14 protein-coding genes and 1 pseudogene are annotated in these 17,037 nt (G+C 47.3%); 7 read left to right on the top strand and 8 right to left on the bottom strand.

The genetic code is table 11. The features are described 5' to 3' along the window. Nucleotides 1-406 precede the first annotated feature (406 nt). Nucleotides 407-883 carry a hypothetical protein gene (locus tag IFO68_RS16175; protein ID WP_192016876.1) on the bottom strand — a complete coding sequence of 159 codons (477 nt, stop codon included), beginning with the start codon at nt 881-883 and terminating at the stop codon, nt 407-409. 424 nt (nt 884-1,307) lie between these two features. Between IFO68_RS16175 and IFO68_RS16170 the strand changes: the two genes are divergently transcribed. Together IFO68_RS16170 and IFO68_RS16165 are read left to right on the top strand one after the other, a co-directional pair. Further along, entirely contained in the window at nt 1,308-1,730 is a 423-nt protein-coding gene (locus IFO68_RS16170) for a transposase (RefSeq protein WP_192016875.1), read from the top strand. Next, nucleotides 1,688-2,020 (top strand): annotated as a pseudogene (locus IFO68_RS16165) (transposase); the annotation flags it as partial. The gene IFO68_RS16170 and the pseudogene IFO68_RS16165, both read left to right, overlap by 43 nt. Before the next feature lie 258 nt (nt 2,021-2,278). On the opposite strand, the gene IFO68_RS16160 reads toward IFO68_RS16165, so the two are convergent. The 7 genes from IFO68_RS16160 to IFO68_RS16130 all read right to left on the bottom strand — a co-directional run bounded on the left by IFO68_RS16160 (nt 2,279) and on the right by IFO68_RS16130 (nt 10,787). After that, nucleotides 2,279-3,505 (bottom strand): Shedu anti-phage system protein SduA domain-containing protein, encoded by a 1,227-nt coding sequence (locus tag IFO68_RS16160; protein WP_192016873.1) that lies wholly within the window; start codon nt 3,503-3,505, stop codon nt 2,279-2,281. 106 nt (nt 3,506-3,611) lie between these two features. Continuing rightward, nucleotides 3,612-4,052: an immunity 22 family protein gene (locus IFO68_RS16155; protein WP_192016872.1), complete on the bottom strand. Its 441-nt coding sequence runs from the start codon at nt 4,050-4,052 to the stop codon at nt 3,612-3,614. A 926-nt stretch (nt 4,053-4,978) separates the two neighbouring features. Continuing rightward, nucleotides 4,979-6,145, bottom strand: coding sequence for an XrtA/PEP-CTERM system-associated ATPase (locus tag IFO68_RS16150; RefSeq protein ID WP_192016871.1), 1,167 nt, complete (start codon nt 6,143-6,145; stop codon nt 4,979-4,981). A 2-nt stretch (nt 6,146-6,147) separates the two neighbouring features. After that, nucleotides 6,148-7,602 carry a TIGR03016 family PEP-CTERM system-associated outer membrane protein gene (locus tag IFO68_RS16145; protein ID WP_192016870.1) on the bottom strand — a complete coding sequence of 485 codons (1,455 nt, stop codon included), beginning with the start codon at nt 7,600-7,602 and terminating at the stop codon, nt 6,148-6,150. Continuing rightward, nucleotides 7,577-8,578 carry an XrtA-associated tyrosine autokinase gene (locus IFO68_RS16140; RefSeq protein WP_192016869.1) on the bottom strand — a complete coding sequence of 334 codons (1,002 nt, stop codon included), beginning with the start codon at nt 8,576-8,578 and terminating at the stop codon, nt 7,577-7,579. Before IFO68_RS16140 ends, IFO68_RS16145 begins: the two co-directional genes overlap by 26 nt. Continuing rightward, the gene (locus IFO68_RS16135) at nt 8,575-10,131 is read right to left on the bottom strand and encodes an XrtA system polysaccharide chain length determinant (RefSeq protein ID WP_192016868.1); all 1,557 of its coding nucleotides are present in this window, start codon (nt 10,129-10,131) and stop codon (nt 8,575-8,577) included. Before IFO68_RS16135 ends, IFO68_RS16140 begins: the two co-directional genes overlap by 4 nt. A gap of 11 nt (nt 10,132-10,142) precedes the next feature. Further along, a complete protein-coding gene (locus IFO68_RS16130; RefSeq protein ID WP_218385412.1) occupies nt 10,143-10,787 on the bottom strand; it encodes an XrtA/PEP-CTERM system exopolysaccharide export protein in 645 nt (214 codons plus the stop codon). Between the two features lie 210 nt (nt 10,788-10,997). Between IFO68_RS16130 and IFO68_RS16125 the strand changes: the two genes are divergently transcribed. Genes IFO68_RS16125 through xrtA form a run of 5 tightly spaced genes read left to right on the top strand, consistent with a single transcriptional unit; the run spans nt 10,998 to nt 17,028 of the window. Beyond that, on the top strand, nt 10,998-12,398 hold the full coding sequence (locus tag IFO68_RS16125; RefSeq protein ID WP_192016867.1) for a TIGR03013 family XrtA/PEP-CTERM system glycosyltransferase: 1,401 nt from the start codon (nt 10,998-11,000) through the stop codon (nt 12,396-12,398). A gap of 1 nt (nt 12,399) precedes the next feature. Next, nucleotides 12,400-13,335, top strand: coding sequence for an XrtA system polysaccharide deacetylase (locus IFO68_RS16120; protein WP_192016866.1), 936 nt, complete (start codon nt 12,400-12,402; stop codon nt 13,333-13,335). Then, nucleotides 13,268-14,311, top strand: coding sequence for a FemAB family XrtA/PEP-CTERM system-associated protein (locus IFO68_RS16115; protein WP_192016865.1), 1,044 nt, complete (start codon nt 13,268-13,270; stop codon nt 14,309-14,311). Before IFO68_RS16120 ends, IFO68_RS16115 begins: the two co-directional genes overlap by 68 nt. Before the next feature lie 19 nt (nt 14,312-14,330). Next, nucleotides 14,331-15,590, top strand: a complete 1,260-nt coding sequence (locus IFO68_RS16110) for a TIGR03087 family PEP-CTERM/XrtA system glycosyltransferase (RefSeq protein ID WP_192016864.1) — start codon at nt 14,331-14,333, stop codon at nt 15,588-15,590. Next, nucleotides 15,583-17,028: an exosortase A gene (gene xrtA / locus IFO68_RS16105; RefSeq protein ID WP_192016863.1), complete on the top strand. Its 1,446-nt coding sequence runs from the start codon at nt 15,583-15,585 to the stop codon at nt 17,026-17,028. The genes IFO68_RS16110 and xrtA overlap by 8 nt, the downstream gene beginning before the upstream one ends. The last annotated feature ends 9 nt before the right edge of the window (nt 17,029-17,037 follow it).

Genomic DNA, 17,037 nt, shown 5'->3' with positions numbered 1-17,037 from the left:
CAACGAATGCGATTCTTAAGGCTGAGTAAGTTTGTCGCGCTTGAGTTCGGTGTTTTTCTCATCATTGTCTGACGCGCGCCAGTTACTCTTTGCTGGCACAAACAGTAACCAGAAATGCCTTTTGTCCTCTGGTGTTGTCCGGGCCGGTTGTAGGCGCTCCCAGCGCCGACAACCTAAAATTTCGTCCTGAATTTTTACCCTGTTCTGTAAATACATTTAAGGTAAAAAAATCATTTAACCAACTGAGTTTATTAGTCATCTTATAGCTTAAGGGCTTACTGATCCTGATAAAAACAGCCCACATCGCCGCCTTCTGGTACCAGCCAAGCTATTTCCTTAATAATGCAGCTTCAGGCTTGCCCAACACCCGGATAAGTGTCGGCTGCGCGACAATTATCCTTATTTGTTATGCATTTATAAGCTTCGGGTTATTAGCAGGATAAAAAGGCAGTCGTCCACTATTTGCAGCTAGAACACCTTGTTTTAAACCTTCGTCAATCCAAACCAAGACACGATCACAAAACTCACTTTTCACTCTAGTATGGTTTGTCGAGTTTACGACATTAGGGATCGCCGACTTAGTAAACATTTCATTTGTAACCCCATTACGGCCATTGCAAGGCATCGTAACAAACCACCCTGTTGGGCGGAGTTCTATAGAAAACGCCCAATCACCTTTCGAACCAGGGACATAGTTGCCAAATTTGATAGCATGGCTGTGGCTGTTGTCTCCAGTACGTGAATCAAAGAACTTTCCATGCCACAGGCACAGCTCTTCGATATCCTTGAGGAAGGAAGAAAGCTTTGTTGCTTCGTCACCCATTTCTTGAATTAAAGTCTTTGTACTTTCTACTTGATACTTTCGTAGAATTTCTTGCGACATGATGATTACCTTCAGATTTAAAACACACCATATAAAAATACAACGCCACATTTATGTATAACTAATTAGTCGTCATTTTGCTACTTGAGCATTTTTCAGGGGGAAATGCATAACGAATGACATGGACTCCCCCTCATCAGGCTCTGCCACACTAGGTTAGTCTGAACACGAAATCGCCGGAGGTCACCATGTCACAATCTGTCTATGGCATTGAATTTGCCCAAACATAGCTTCAGTATCCACGGTGAGGATCACCAAGGCAAGATGTTGATCCACAAAACAATATCGCGATCGAAAGTTCTCTCGACATTTGCCAACATCCCGTCCATCAACGCGCTTCGTGCGGATCAAATCGGCCGACCAGCAAGCGATATTGCTCCTGCACCGTGCACGTGATCATTGGGTCCATGAATGGACAGCATTGTTGAATCAGATCCGTGCCATGCTGGCCGAGTTCGGCATCATTGTCTCTGTCGACCGCCATGCTCTCCAGCGCGCAATACCTGATGCGCTTGAAGATGCTGATAATCAACTACCTGATCTCGCCAGAGCGATCATTTCTGATTGTTTTGAACACTTACTCAATCTGAATCAGCGGATTGCAGATCAAGAACAGTGCTTTGATATGCTGGTTTCCCGGAGCCGCCAAGCCAAGAAAATTATGAAAGTGGCAGGCATTGGGCCAATTACAGCGGCAGCCGTCACCGCCAGCATTGGCAGAGGTGAACAGTTCGATAAAGGACGGGATTTCATGCTGACCTTCACGGTCCCCGCACCGTTGCGCGGCCTCGGTACTGAAGGACTTTGCCCGACCAGGATATTCTCCGGATCAATGACCATCAGGTGACCTTCCGTTACACCGACAGCCAGACCCGGCAACCGGCAACACGTACCCTGCCGGTCGTGCAGTTCTCGTGGCTGATCTTGCAGCATGTGCTGCCGAAAGGGTTGCAACGGGTGCGGGACTACGGCTTGCTGCATGGCAGTGCACGAACACTGCGGCTGAACATCCAGCTGATGTTGCTCGGCTTGCCAACATGGCAGTTGTCTGTGAAAACCGAGCCATTGAAAGCAACACGGGACTGCCCAAGCTGCCAGCAAGCAATGCACTGCGTCGGCATCACCCGACCGAGATAGCCGAAAGGCAAACACAATAAGGAGAATGGCGTAGCATCATCAACAAGGAGAAAGCCAACGCAAGACCGAATTCAGGCGGTAACCCATTGAAGTGAAACACACCGTGATCACTTCCCGGCTGCGCTCGCCCTGAAGAAAACCGCGGGCGCAACCCCCACCGAATCCCAATCGACCAATTTGCTTAATAAGGCTGTCCGGGCTTGTTCAATTCCCGGATAGAAGTGTCGGCTGCGCGACACGTATCCTTATTTGTTATGCCTATTGGTAAAATTGTGCTTTCACACCGTCGATAAGATCATCAAAGGTAATTATTTCTAGGTCCCTAAAGTCTGACTGAATCTCACGCCACACATCCGATTTGAAATCATGGCGACGACCGACAACTAGATAACGCTTTGGCTTATGAACCTTGAAGCCATACTTGTCTTCGAACCACCTGCGATTATTAGGGTCGTCAAAAAATGAGACATAAGCCCTAGTTTGAGATATGTACGAGTTAAGCCATGCAGAAAATGTTTCTCGATTTTCTGAGCCGACCACAAATGATTTAGGTATATGAGGTAACTTGAACTCGACAATATCCGCATACCCATTAGGTTGAACCACGAAAAAGTCAGGTCTGATCGATTTACGGTCTTCACTTTGCCAATCACATGTCAATTCAGAATGAATTGCTGTTGCGCCAAATTTCATAGATAGAATGAACTGATTCTCTTCTTCACTGATAAAGTTTGTTATATCTACTTCGCTTGAATCCTTGTTACCCCAAAGTTCAATAAATCTATTGATCTTAGGCAGTTGTATATACTTAAATTCATCTGGAGCAGGATAGATATAATGAGCGTCAGGCTTCACTAGATCCTTATAGATACTTAGATTAAAACCAAAACTATCCATTTCGGGGTCACTACTGTCAAACTCGATAGGGATTAAGTCTAGCCACTTAATTTGCCTAGTTATCAAACCAGATTCATCAGCATCAAAAAAGAACGCATTTATTACTCGTGTGAAGCGATCGTTCATTACCGACGGGGTCGGTACATTTAGTCCCATGATTGAATTTTGCGCTGAAAAATTCCATTTCAACTCTCTCAACTTATCAAAACCACGATTTGTCGGGAATATAATATCTTCAGAGTAAGGAGGTAACGGTAGTGAAATTGGTCTTGTTGAATCAAATTCAAAGCCAATGATTTTCTCTACTAAATTACATTCGTCTACAGAGTAATCGAAGTATTTAACCTCAATGTTCAAACCTGACTCTAACTCAGTAATAAACTCTGGACCATCAAACTCAACACCTATATGAGTGCGCCCAAGATATACAGATATCGATCTTGGATTCATAAGGAACCCAGGAACCGTCTTAATTAATTCTGGATTTTCTTTTACATAGTGATACATAGGACTAATGTACTCTTTCATATGCATCTCTAAAAATGTCATTACTAACTGCTTCATATCTACGCAGTCTTTTGATGTCATTATTCTTTTCCTCTTATAGGCATAACGTCGCCAACAGCGGCCGAGCGTAGCGAGGTCCAGCCCCGAAAGGGCGATGCTGCTTGGCCTTGTTATAGCATTGATGTGACTAAAATTGTGACTCATATTTACTTTCCGAATTTGTGTCATACTCAAAGGCCCCCAGAAAAATCATGAATTGATCTTCGTCAATTCCTGTACTTTCTGGTGAATATGAAAAATCAAAGAAGTTTCTAATCCACGACGCTGATCCTAACCCTTTCTCCTTAGCTTTAGAAACGGCTTGCTCCACATATGATTTTGAGTAAGAACATTCGCCTAGGATCCTATCTAAAGTATCGGCGCCGATTTCTACACCATTATCTTCAATTTGATCATGGTCGTAATAACCAAAGCCAAAATTCTCACACCACTGACTAAGAGGAGTATCTTCATAGTCCTCTCCAAACCTTTCTTCAAAATAGTCGTCAGGAATTTCATCTAGCGTAACTTTACTTACCCAAATGGAGACAAATCCTTTTTTTTCGAAGTTTGGGCCACCGTATCTCATTCGATTCCTCGTTTGCTATAACATTTTATTCAACGACACCATGTCGCATAACTCTGTCGTATAACTCTTTCAATCAAAAAAAACACTTAACCATCTGATTATATTAAACCAACTGCACTTAACCAGATAAATATATCAGTAAGATACACGACATCATGTCGTGTATCTTACTCAATCAACTGATGCTACCCAATTGATATTATTTGTTTTTTTGTATTTCATGACTTACACCAAAAATCAGCGACGCATACGCTTGTGAGAAAAGCGACATCGGTCACTTACCCAGTACAGAGAAGCCATAGAATTGCACTTGCCGCATGGATTCCCGCCTGCGCGGGAATGACGGTAAAGCATTGAATTATAAGTAACCTCGCTGAGTTATCGGATGTATTTGTTAAAACAGAGAATGAGAAGCTCAATGCTTTCCTCTCCCCCAGGGAAAAATTCACGACGAATTTTTAGGTTGTCGGCGCCGGGATCGCCTACAACCGGCCCGAACCACACCAAAGAACAACAAGGCATTTCTGGGTACTCTTTTTGCCTCAAAAGAGTACCTGGCGCGCATCAAATAATGCCAAATAAGCCACAGAACCCAATGCGCGACATACCCACCCAGCCACCAAAAACGTACTCGCTTTATGGATTCCCGCCTGTCGCGGGAATGACGGCTTGATAAAGTCCATTGATGGTACAAATCAGGGAAAAAGTCAGGACGAATTTTTAGGTTGTCGGCGCCGGGAGCGCCAACAACCGCCCCGGACCACACCAAAGAACTCAAAGGCATTTCTGGGTACTCTTTTTGCCTCAAAAGAGTACCTGGCGCGCATCAAGCAATGTCAAATGAGCCACGAAACTAAATGCGCGACATACCTCCGCTGCACCAGATTCCCCAGCCACAAAAATGGCACCCGCTGAATGAAATCCCCCTAGTCAGAAGACTCCATCAACTTCCTCACCCAATACTTCTCCCGCAACCCTGGCGGATAATCCTCATTCAGGATCAGCTCATCATCAATGCCTTCTTCGCCCGACTGTAACAGCATTTTCCGCTTGTTGATCAACAGCTGATCCAGCTTACGGATGGTGGCTATCTTACGTTCAATCACATTATCCAGCACTTTCTCAATATCATTGAGTGCCTGGAAGGCGTGCGTGGTTTCAGGCTGTCTGTCTGCATCAAAATGATTTTTATACTGCGTAGAATACCCGCGTGACGAGTCAGGCTGAATGGGCGGATGATCACCGTTCAAGTTGGCTGATGCTTTGCTTCTTGGTGCTTCTCCGGGTAATTCTTCACTCATCTCAGCGATAACATGTTCGACATTGATGGTATTGATGGCCGTCAGGCCTTCCATGCAGGCATAAAGAAAAATCCTGTCGGCAAGAATGTTGATTTTTCTCGGTACGCCTTTGGTGTATCGGGTAATAGCTTCAAATACGCCGTCGCTCAGGGTTGGATTTCCCCGCCAGTTCACACACTCTAAGCGATGCAGCATGTAGCTTTTAACCTGATCGGGTGTAAGTGGCTGTAAATGGCTGGAGGCAATAATACGTTGCCGTAGTTGTTCCATTTCAGGCAGCCGGATAATGCCTTTCAGTTCTTCCTGGCCTAACAGAAAGCTCTGCAATAACGGCTTGTCGTTGAACTGAAAATTAGACAGCATTCTCAGCTCTTCGATTGTTTCCGGGGGCAGGTTCTGCGCCTCATCGACCAGCAGCACTGCGCGCCTGCCTTGCTGTCTCAACCCATAAAGGTGCTGTTCAAACCGCTTCAGTATGTCGGCTTTACTCAGCCCTTCCGTGGGGACGTTGAATTTAGCGGCAACCAATTTCACAAGTTCATCTGGAGAAAGCCGGGTGGTGGCAATTTGAACCGCAGTAACCGACTCATCCAGACTGGACATTAACCGATGAACAAGAATGGTTTTCCCTGTGCCTATCGGGCCTGAGACCACAATAAAGCCTTCTTCTAAAGACAGCCCGTATTGCAGATAAGACAGCGCTTTCTCATGATGAGGACTTGCAAAGAAAAAACGTGGGTCAGGACTTAACTTAAACGGTTTATCCGTAAATCCAAAATGCGCTTCATACATAGCTAAAACTCCACCCTTACATCGATGAAAATCCGGGTTTCATCGTAATCATTTTCCGAGTCCGACGAGGAACGCGTGTAATATTCCACCCCAGTTTGAGTGAACAACTCAGGTCGGAAAAAATACGTCGTGTCCAGGCTGAACGAATGATAATCATCACTTTCATCACCGGTTGAAATATACGTAAAGTCATAACGCTCATAGGCATAGCCAATGTGGCCGGATAACACACGGGACAGCTGGTGATCCACATCCAACTCGACACCCCGGGAGTTGTCGTCTGTCAGATCAGACAACGACTCCAGCGTTTCCCTGTCTATCTGATAGAGAGAAAAGCTGTACAGTGTGCGACGAAGCGTCAGTTCAGACAGCCAGCGTGCTTCTTTTCTCAGATAGATTTCATCAATGCGCCCGCCATCGACAAATCTATCCCTTTCATAGCTGTCTGGTGATTCCGTGTAAGTCAGGGTATTGGTCCAACGCCGTGTGCGATTTCGGATTTCAGCGGCGTAACTGTCCCCTTTTATTCGTTTGTCGTACTCAAAATAAAAGCGCGTTTTGTCTGTTGGGTTAAGGTTGATCGCACCGGCCCAAAAATCACTGTTCACATCATCTTCTGAGAAGTTGTAACTCACTTCCCCGTAGGAATAGCGGTCTATAAAATAGCGCACACCCCCACCCCAGTTGAAAATTTCATTCTCTGAGGAATCTGTCACACCGTCGTAATTCTCATAATTCAGCCGCAAGAATGGTGAGAATCCGCTGATGGTCTGCAACCCTATGATTTCATTCAGCCGGGTAAATTCGGTAGAAATGCCATCGTCACGGCCTTTACGGTAGTCATAAAAAGCCCCTAGCCGCCAGAATGCATCCCGTACTGAACGGCCATTGGCGTAAATAATATTCCCGCCCCAGCCCGTGTAATTACCTATGTCGTCCTCGTTATTGATGACGTTGGTATAAACTCTCGAACGCAAGTCCATGGAGCTCAACGGGTTGGTTTGGTAGCTCAGACCCACTTCAGCTTCATTGCTCTGAATCGTATCCCCGCTGATCACATCGGCATTCGCATCGGTGGCGATGTCGCTGGCAATGTTATCGATAGATGCACTGGCATCTACCTGAAACCCACTACGCCCCAGGCCTTTGTATGCAATAAAGTCTAAATCCTGATACAACTCATCGCTTTGTTCGCCCTCGGTGTAATACAGATACCTCAGTGCGTAATCCAGGCTGATTAATCCCCGGCTACCTTCTATGGTGCCTTCGATGCCGGCATCCAGCTCAGTAATGAAACTGCTTTGCGTCTCGCTGGCGGTTCTGTCTACGTTGTCTGTAAAAGTAAATTCTGTTCCTGCGTATGGCGTTAACTTCACATCCGCCGCCTGACTGGGTTGCCCTAACAGTGAAAGGCTTCCCAGCAAATATAAACTAGGATTGATCCTCTGTAGCGCCATACTCATGTCCATGTCTGTATTGACCAAATACATTGCGCACGGCTTTGTTCATTACAAATCCGATTGCCATATCCTTATTCAGTTGAGACACCGCGACTTCTACATCGTCCAACCTTGATCTGTCCTGCTCCACCACCACTAGTGCCTGTCCCAATAACTTAGACAAGGTCATGGTTTCGACTATGCCAAGCAGTGGCGGGCAATCAAATATCACCATACGATCCGGATACCGATGCGCCAGTTCATTCATCAGTTTTTCCATTTTGTTACTGGCCAGCAACTCATTGCTCAGATGGTGCGGTTTGCCGGCAGGAATCAGGCGCAGATTGGGAATCGACGTGGGGTAAATAATTTCTGACAGGTGAGTAACGCTCCCTTGCAAGAAATCAATCAGTCCGGCCTGCGCCTGTATGCCCAGCATGTCACTAACCCCTGGTTTCAGCACATTCGCATCAACCAGCAATACCGTTTTGTCTTTCTCGGATGCCATGCTCAACGCCAGATTCACAGCCGTAAATGTTTTGCCTTCCCGCGGCGAGACACTGGTCACCATCAACAGATTGGCTCTTTGCTGAAACTGAGCCCCGCTGCCGAAAGCAGTGTGGAACAATTTCTGTTTAATGGCCCTGAACTCATTGGTGATGCCTGGATTGACCTGTTTATCCGTATGCGAAACCATGCCTAAATCTCTGAGCCGTTCGCTATCTATCTCTATGGTTGCCGGCCGCCGCCAGGCTTGCGGAAATCCGTCTGACATCACAGGCTGATGAACGGGTTTAAAGAAAGCTTCCTGTTCAACGTTCTGACTCAGGCTCTGAATGTTGGCGGAGTCGGTTTCATGAACCAAGTCCTGAATGACTGACTGACCAGACAGCAGCTCTGAACTCTGAGGCATGTCATTATCTGATGACGACTTCACCGTTTTTTTGCTCAGACTGGCCGACTTTTTCTCCATCGCCTTTTGAATAATACTCATATCCAACCCATCTCCTGCATGATTAGCGTATGAATTGAAGTCACGACATTCAACGCCATGAAACCCAGGAAACACACGACAAGTGCGGTACTCACCCAGACAAAACGCCATTTTTCTTTACGTGCAACAGCGGCAAGGCCGGATTGCTCTGTCGGTGAAACACCGCCCAGCACGGGTAATCCTGTCAGCTGATACAATTGGTTGGCAGAGGTGGCAACCGGATAGAGCTGGCTGGTCAGGAAAGCCAGTGCAACCCCCACCCCCAAACCTGCAATCAGTACCAAGACCAAAAACAATGGACGAATTGGCCCGGATGGCTTCAGCGGGGCTCGCGGAGGATCGACAACCCTGAAAGTAATATCATCCGAAGCCGCGCCCACTTTCTGGGATATCAGCGCAGATTCACGGCGAGATAGCAGCTCTTCAAATTTGTTTTTGGTAATGTCGTAACTCCGGGTTAACCCTGTAAGTTGCGCCTCTACATCTGGCATCCGCACAAGTTTGTCTTGCAAGAACAGTGCTTTATCCGTTTGTGCTTTTTCGCGAACCTGCAACGAGGCAACTTCATTCTCTAACTGACTGATCAGCAATTTCAGATTCTGAAAAAACTCAGTGCTTCTGAAATCACTGTTGCCATCATCCGTCGACAGCGCCAGCCATTCACGCTTTTGCCGTTCCAGTTCAGCGATCTGACGCTTGGTTTCTTTCACATCCGGATGTTTGTCAGTAAAGCGGAATAACAGGCCATCCAGCCTGACCTGAAGCGCATCCAGTCTGTCATCATATTCGGTGCGTATTGCCCCCTGATTTTTGGCCGCCAGTGCCATTTCCTCGTTCAGCTTGCGCTTGGCCGTTTCCAGTTGCGTCCGGCTTTCCTGCAGCTCAAGCTGGGTGTCTTCAATATCGCCATTCACTGCATCCAGCTGGCCTCTGAAACCCATTTCGGAACTGGGTAAGTAGCCGGCATGCTCGCGTTTGAATTCAGCCAGCTTTAGCTCAGCATCTGCCAGCCGCTTTTCATAGTCAGATAACTGACGCGCAATGAACGCACTGGCTTTATCCGTATCCTGCCGGTTTTTACCTAAGGTATTTTCAACAAATACATCCAAAGCCGACTGCACGACATTTTTGACATAAACCGGATCGGTACCGCTGTAGCTGATACTGAACAGGTTTTCTCTGCCTGCGGATTTGATCTCAATGTTTTCCTTCAATTCAGCAAGAATATCTTCATATTCCTCATTGGTGGTGGCTTTTAGATCTGCATCGGTATAGCGGGCAATGGTTTCCAGATTCTGCCGGCTCAGCAGGGTTTTCACCATCAGACTCAATTCCTGATTCGAATCATTCGGTATCGCCAGGCCTTTCAGCAGAGGTTGCAGTATCGACCGTGTGTCCGCATACACTCTGGCTTCAACTGTGTATTGGTTTGGCCAGATTGTGACCACAGCCCACCCAAGGGGGCAGATTACCCAGGTGGCTATGATGATCCACTTGCGGCGTAGCCACACACTGTGCAGATACTCAATCAGGTTCTGAAATTGTTCCTGCATGTAACCTCCAATTAGAACCAGGCTTCCGGAATAATAATGATGTCACCAGGGAGTATGTCTACGTTGTCCCCAATCTCACCATCACGCAGCAGATTTCCCAGATTCAGTCCATAGGCCCTTTGCTGGCCATTAACCACGCGGATCAAACGAGCATCATTGCCGTCTGCGAAATCCGTTAGTCCGCCAACGGCAACCATCACATCCAGTAACGTCATGTTTTCCCGGTAGTTAATGGCCATGGGTTGTTGAGCTTCCCCAATTACCCGCACCTGTTCACTGTAAGGCCCGACAAAACCTTGTACGATCACGCTGACAATGGGATCCCGGACATATTCCGCCAAGCGGGCCTCAATACTGCCAGCCAGCTCAGTCGGCGTACGCCCCGATGCAGGAATATCGTCCACCAGAGATGTTGTTAACATGCCGTCCGGACGGACAATATAAGCACCGGATATTTCAGGATTTCCCCAGACAAAAATGTTGAGGGTATCTCCTGGGCCTATCAGGTATTTGTATTGATTGATATTTTTTGTCAAAGAAGGCTGAGGGGTAGCCTTGGGTAAAGAGGGCAACGAATTTGACGTACAGCCAGTCACTAGCACCATAGCGGCAGCCGTCAAACAGGTTAACTTCAATAGGTGACCACTTCTTGTCATATCAGCATCCATCCTGCGTATAAGTCCGTGTCTCACATACCTTTTCCAAGGTTCAGAAGCGTCCAACTAAGTTGCAATTACTGCAGGCAAAAACGTCATTGAACTAATTTAACTATATATGATTTTTTTATTTTGCAGATTTTTTATGCTTGCCGATACTCAATACAGGAAGGGGCACTTTATTTATTTACACCTGGGACAAGGGTGATTATGACTTACTCAAGATTTCACGATTTAAATTTAAGCAACGCTGTGCTTATTTTTGCAGATATATTAATGCTTTCGGGCAATTTTGCAGGGACTCAGCTATTTCTTTTTTATTTCAATCCGGAGTATTTATCGCATCCAGGGATCATAATAAATGTACTTAATCTCATTTATTATACACTTCCTATTCAATTGGCTCTGCTAGCTGTTGGGCTTTACAATGAAAAACTCAGAGAGTCATATAGCGGCATCACAGTCAGAATATTGGTAGCCATTAGTTTGGCGTACATGCTGTCCACCAGCCTGTACCTGATCACTCCCCAGCCTTTTCCAGCCGGTTTTACCCGTGAGTGGATGTATGGCAGTGCGCTAGTGGGCCTGATGATCGTACGCTTTATCGCTATCCGTTCCCGCTATCAGATGCTTGGCAGGCTCAAAGTGCTCATCCTGGGTGCAGGAGAACGGGCCAGCCTTATCAATCGTTGCATGAGACGACAATCTGACCGGGTTCATGTCGAACTGACAGGCTATGTGCCTATGCCTGGCGATAATCGCGAAAAATCAAATGTGGCACCCGTTCTTGATATTTCGGACTCGCTGGAAGCCTTCGTGCAATCCAACCATATCAAAGAAATCATTATTGCAGCTGATGAGCGCCGGGGTAACCTGCCCACCGACAGTCTTTTCCTGTGCAAAATGGAAGGGGTGCAAGTCATAGATATCATTGATTTTATTGAGCGGGAAACCGGGCAAGTCGCCGTCAGCCATATTCATCCGTCCTGGGTGATCTTCAACCCTCATGCAACCGGCAACAAGATTGGGCGAAGTCTGTACTGGCTGTTTAATTGTGCCATTGCCATGCTGCTGTTACTAATCACCTGGCCCATACTGATTGCCATCGTCGTGATGATCAAATGGGAAGACGGTTTCCGCGCCCCGGTACTTTATTCTCAAGAGCGAGTCGGGCTGAAAGGGAAGCGCTTCTCAATCTACAAATTTCGCAGTATGAAAATTGACGCCGAGTCGCAAGGTGAACAAATGGCCAGCCGTCAGGATCCCCGCATCACGCGAGTTGGCAATGTTATCAGGAAATACCGACTGGATGAGCTTCCTCAGTTGATCAACATTCTTAAAGGCGATATGAACTTTGTTGGCCCTCGTCCTGAACGTCCGAGTTTCTCCAGCCAATTTGAACGGCAAATTCCCTATTATAATCATCGCTTATATGTAAAACCCGGGTTAACAGGCTGGGCCCAGTTAAAATACCCCTATGGTGATAATATCGAAGATACCATTGAGAAGCTTAAGTTCGATCTCTATTACATAAAACATAAAAGCGTAATACTCGATATATTGATACTGATCAGAACCTCTGAAATAGTACTGTTTGGTAAGGGGCGATGACATGAAAGAAACTCACTCTCCTGTTCGCCGTTCATTCGTCAATGCAATGACTGTTGATGTCGAAGATTATTTTCACGTTTCTGCCTTTTCATCCATTATTAAGCAAGAACAATGGGGGAAATCTTATCCATTGCGTGTAGACTACAACACCAGAAAAATAATGGATATTTTCGCTGAACATGATGTTAAAGCGACCTTTTTTATACTCGGCTGGGTGGCTGACGCTTGCCCTTCCCTGATAAAAGCCATTGCAGATCAAGGTCATGAGCTGGCATGCCATGGTTATCATCATGTAAAGGCAAACCAGCAAACTGAGAAGGAATTTTTCCAGGATGTCAGCCGCAGTAAGTTTTTGATAGAAGACCTCTCCGGTAAATATATCAATGGTTACCGGGCGCCCAGCTTTTCAATTGACGACACTAATCTGTGGGCATTCGATATTCTTCATCGCCTTGGTTTTACTTTCAGCAGCAGCACATACCCTGTCAGGCACGATCATTATGGCAACCCTGACTGGCCACGCTTTCTTCATCAGCGAAATGAAGGTTTGGTTGAAATACCCATTCCAACCTATCAGGCATTCGGCACCAATCTGCCAATCGGTGGTGGTGGTTATTTCCGGCTGTATCCTTATGCAATCAGTAAACACCTTATCCGGCGTTTTACTGAACAATACCAGCAACCGTTCTGTTTTTATTTTCATCCTTGGGAAATTGATGCGCAGCAGCCCCGAATGACTCAGGCATCATTCAAATCGCGCTTCCGGCATTATCTCAACCTTGAACAAATGACAACACGGCTTCACCATTTGCTGCAGGATTTTCAGTGGAGCACTGTCAGCCAGGCCTATCAACTGAATGGACATGACGATGAAACAGGAATTGACGATCCGCAAGCTGAACCGGAACGACTACATAGCCTGGGACCACTACGTTGATGCGCACCAGGATGGCAGCTTTTTTCATTTAACCGGCTGGCTGGATGTCATCGAAGAAGTGTTCGGTCATCAACCGCACTATTTGCTGGCACAACAACACGAAAAATTGGTTGGGGTGTTGCCGTTATTCGAGCAAAAAAGCGCTCTGTTTGGTCATGCGCTGATTTCAACCCCTTTCTGTGTTTATGGCGGCGTGCTATCGGATGATGAAAACATCAGATACCTATTAGAAACGGCGGCCTTCGAGCTGGGTTGCTCACTTGAGGTTGATTATATTGAGTTGCGGGATCGCGATGAAAAACCTTGTGATACAACTTGGTTTCGTCATTGCCACCATGCCACTTTCAGGAACACGCTGGCCGACAACCCGGAGGCCATTCTCTCTGGCATCAAGCGCAAACAAAGGGCTGTTATCCGCCATGCGATAAACAACAAACTGAGCTGGGACGACAAAGATAACCCGGACTTATGTTTTGATCTTTACGCAGAGAGTGTCAGAAACCTCGGTACGCCTGTGTTTCATCCCGCGCTGTTTAACAAGCTGCAGCACACCTTCGGCCAGCGCTGTAACACGCTGGTTATCCGTGATGCTGACGGGCTTCCTGTTTCCGGGGTGCTGAGTTTTTACTATAAAAACCAGGTGCTTCCCTACTACGGCGGCGGAACGCAGGCCGCAAGAGAATTAAAAAGTAACGACTTTATGTACTACCAGCTGATGCTGCTTGCCCGATCTAAAGGGGCTGAAGTGTTTGACTTTGGCAGAAGTAAAATTGACTCAGGCGCCTACCACTATAAAAAGCACTGGGGCATGGAAGAGCAGCCGCTGCACTACCGTATCGCGCTGGTGAAAGCAAAGCGGCCCCCCAATCTGTCGCCCAGTAACCCGAAATATCGTTATTTCATAAAAGCCTGGCAGAGTATGCCTGTTGGCATCAGCAAGCTTATCGGACCACGTATCTCGAAGTACCTTGGCTAAGCGACAATGGAGCAGGACAATGAAACCAGCAGTGCTATATCTTTGTCACCGAATTCCATATCCACCCAACAAAGGCGATAAAATTGCCAGCTACCATTTACTGAAATTTCTCAGTCAGCACTTTGATGTCTATCTGGGTTGTTTTATCGACGATAGGCATGATCAACAGTATCGTCACAAGGTAGAAGCGCTTTGCCGGGATGTATGTTTCATTACGCTTCATCCGGCGTTGGCCCGCCTCAAAGGCTTACAGGCTTTGTATAAAGGACAGCCCATTACGCTGCCCTATTACTCTCATCCGGCAATGACCGACTGGGTGAATCACACCCTGAATCAGCATCCCATTGAGCGTGCCCTGGTGTTCTCCAGCAGCATGGCTCAGTACCTGCTCAATACACGTCCCTCGCTGCACAAAGTCATGCATTTCGTGGATGTGGATTCAGAAAAATGGCGCCAGTATGCTCAGAAAAAACAAGGTGTTGCCAGTTATCTGTACCAGCGTGAGTACCGGACACTCGCAAAGTTTGAAAAAGCGATCTGTGCCGATTTTGATGTCAGCTGCTTTGTCACTGAAACAGAGCGGCAGTCGTTTGCGGCCATGGTTGAACCCGCCTTACAAAATAAAATTCATACGCTGGAAAACGGCATAGACAGCCGCTATTTCTCTCCGCAGGCCGATTTCAGCCCTGTGACCGAACATCCGCTGCAGCACGATAATTATGTGGTTTTTACCGGCGCCATGGACTATTGGGCCAATGTGGATGCCGTCACCTGGTTTGCCCGCAAAGTCTGGCCGAAGGTTCTAAAAGAACACCCTTACGGTAAGTTTTATATCGTCGGTTCATCGCCTTCGGCCAGCGTCAGGGCGCTGAGCCGACTGCCCGGCATAGTTGTTACCGGCCGGGTTGATGATGTGCGTCCGTATCTGTTGCATGCCAAAGCCGCCATCGCGCCAATGCAAATCGCACGTGGTATCCAGAACAAAATACTGGAAGCGATGGCGATGGAAAAACCGGTTCTTACCACACCACAGGGTATGGAAGGGCTTGAGCACTACCCGGGCAATTACCCTGCCAAGGACAGCGTAATGGCGGACAACGTAGCGGAACAGACACTGTATGTAGCAGAAGAACCACAGGATGTCACCGACTGGGTATGCGAACAATTAGCTCGCCCAGTACGTGCGGCCACACTGTCAAGACAGTGGATTGAAGACAATTTCAGCTGGGATGCCAAGTTATCACCAGTACTGACGTATCTTGAGGCTAAACATGTCTGACCGGATCGGGTTTCGCCTGGCACTCCCTGTTATCGGCTGGTTATGGCTGTTCTGGCCGTCATTGAGCAATATGGTAAATGTCTGGGCCAATTCTAAAACCTATGAGCATTGCTTTCTGGTTGTGCCAATCTGTCTCTGGCTGGTATGGCGAGAGCGCAAGGTCATTAAGCCATTGCGCCCGTCTGTCAGTTGGCTGGCGGTAGCATTACTTGCCGTATCATGCTTTCTTTGGCTATTGGGCCGGGCGGCAAGTATCGGGTTATTTGAACATATCGCCGCCATTGTGAGTCTTCAGTTATTGCTGTGGGCGGTATTGGGCACCGCCATCATTCGCCGTTTTTGGTTCCCTTTGCTGTATTTACTCTTTGCCATCCCCTTTGGTGAAAGCCTGATTCCCAAACTGCAGATCATCACCGCCGATCTTTCAGTCTGGCTGCTGAATATCAGCAATATCCCTGTCTACCGGGATGGCTTATACCTGACCATTCCCAATGGTCGGTTTTACGTGGCAGAAGCCTGTTCAGGCATCCGTTTTCTGATGTCCAGCGTGGCATTAGGCACGTTATTCGCCTACTTACAGTTCACCAAAGTCTACAAGCGCACACTCTTTGTGGCCTTTTCGTTTATCTTCCCGATCATTGCCAACGGTATCCGGGCTTATGGCATTGTGATGATTGGGTATTTCAGCAACATGGAATATGCCGCCGGGGCGGATCATCTGGTTTACGGCTGGCTGTTTTTCAGTGTTGTCATTCTGGTGATCTTTTTTACCGCCAGTCTGTTTTCTGATCAGCAAGCCCCATATGTCAAATTGCCGCAGCAACCGTCTGCGCTATCAGCTCGCCAAACATGGGGGGCACTTGGCTTGGTTGCCCTGATTTTTATTGCGACCGCCTTGTGGAAGCAGCAGCTTGACCAGGGCCAGCCCCTGCTGTCCAGCCAGCAAACTGACGCCATGAATCCGCAGCCTGTCATGCTGACCGAATGGGGGATCTCATTCCCGCATGCCGAACGCAGCCAGCGCCAGAGCGCCGCTGACGGAAAGGCAGAACTCTATACCGCCCGCTATAACATCTGGCAACGGGATGGCGAGCTAATCAGCAGTACCAATCAGCTGTTCAATAAAGACATCTGGTCGGTCGACAATAGCCAATCAGTGACGTTACCCGCCGGTATTCATGCCAAGTCGATGACTGTATCCAATGCGAAGGGAAACAGCATGCGGGTTATCTATTGGTACTGTGTGAATGCGTTTTGCAGCAGTAATCCGCTGGCTATCAAGTTGATGAAAGCATCTTATCGCCTGGCCGGGCAGCAAGGCGTCTCAGATGTCTTTGCAATAGCAAGCACTGAGCTGAGCGATAACCAGATAAAAGACATCATTGATGTTGGCACAAACAAGCACAGCGTGATCTTAAAAAACAGCCACCAGCGGTAATGAAACCAT

It is taken from the genome of Photobacterium arenosum (assembly GCF_014841115.1).
Classification (GTDB): Bacteria; Pseudomonadota; Gammaproteobacteria; order Enterobacterales; family Vibrionaceae; genus Photobacterium; species Photobacterium arenosum.
The sequence above is the reverse complement of the archived record's forward strand: the minus strand, read 5'-3'. Positions and strand labels throughout refer to the sequence as shown.

Coding starts and splice junctions, on each gene's coding strand:
- IFO68_RS16175 (WP_192016876.1), bottom strand. CDS start 883: ATGTCGCAAGAAATTCTACGAAAGTATCAAGTAGAAAGTACAAAGACT.
- IFO68_RS16160 (WP_192016873.1), bottom strand. CDS start 3,505: ATGACATCAAAAGACTGCGTAGATATGAAGCAGTTAGTAATGACATTT.
- IFO68_RS16155 (WP_192016872.1), bottom strand. CDS start 4,052: ATGAGATACGGTGGCCCAAACTTCGAAAAAAAAGGATTTGTCTCCATT.
- IFO68_RS16150 (WP_192016871.1), bottom strand. CDS start 6,145: ATGTATGAAGCGCATTTTGGATTTACGGATAAACCGTTTAAGTTAAGT.
- IFO68_RS16145 (WP_192016870.1), bottom strand. CDS start 7,602: ATGGCGCTACAGAGGATCAATCCTAGTTTATATTTGCTGGGAAGCCTT.
- IFO68_RS16140 (WP_192016869.1), bottom strand. CDS start 8,578: ATGAGTATTATTCAAAAGGCGATGGAGAAAAAGTCGGCCAGTCTGAGC.
- IFO68_RS16135 (WP_192016868.1), bottom strand. CDS start 10,131: ATGCAGGAACAATTTCAGAACCTGATTGAGTATCTGCACAGTGTGTGG.
- IFO68_RS16130 (WP_218385412.1), bottom strand. CDS start 10,787: ATGACAAGAAGTGGTCACCTATTGAAGTTAACCTGTTTGACGGCTGCC.
- IFO68_RS16125 (WP_192016867.1), top strand. CDS start 10,998: ATGACTTACTCAAGATTTCACGATTTAAATTTAAGCAACGCTGTGCTT.
- IFO68_RS16120 (WP_192016866.1), top strand. CDS start 12,400: ATGAAAGAAACTCACTCTCCTGTTCGCCGTTCATTCGTCAATGCAATG.
- IFO68_RS16115 (WP_192016865.1), top strand. CDS start 13,268: ATGAAACAGGAATTGACGATCCGCAAGCTGAACCGGAACGACTACATA.
- IFO68_RS16110 (WP_192016864.1), top strand. CDS start 14,331: ATGAAACCAGCAGTGCTATATCTTTGTCACCGAATTCCATATCCACCC.
- xrtA (WP_192016863.1), top strand. CDS start 15,583: ATGTCTGACCGGATCGGGTTTCGCCTGGCACTCCCTGTTATCGGCTGG.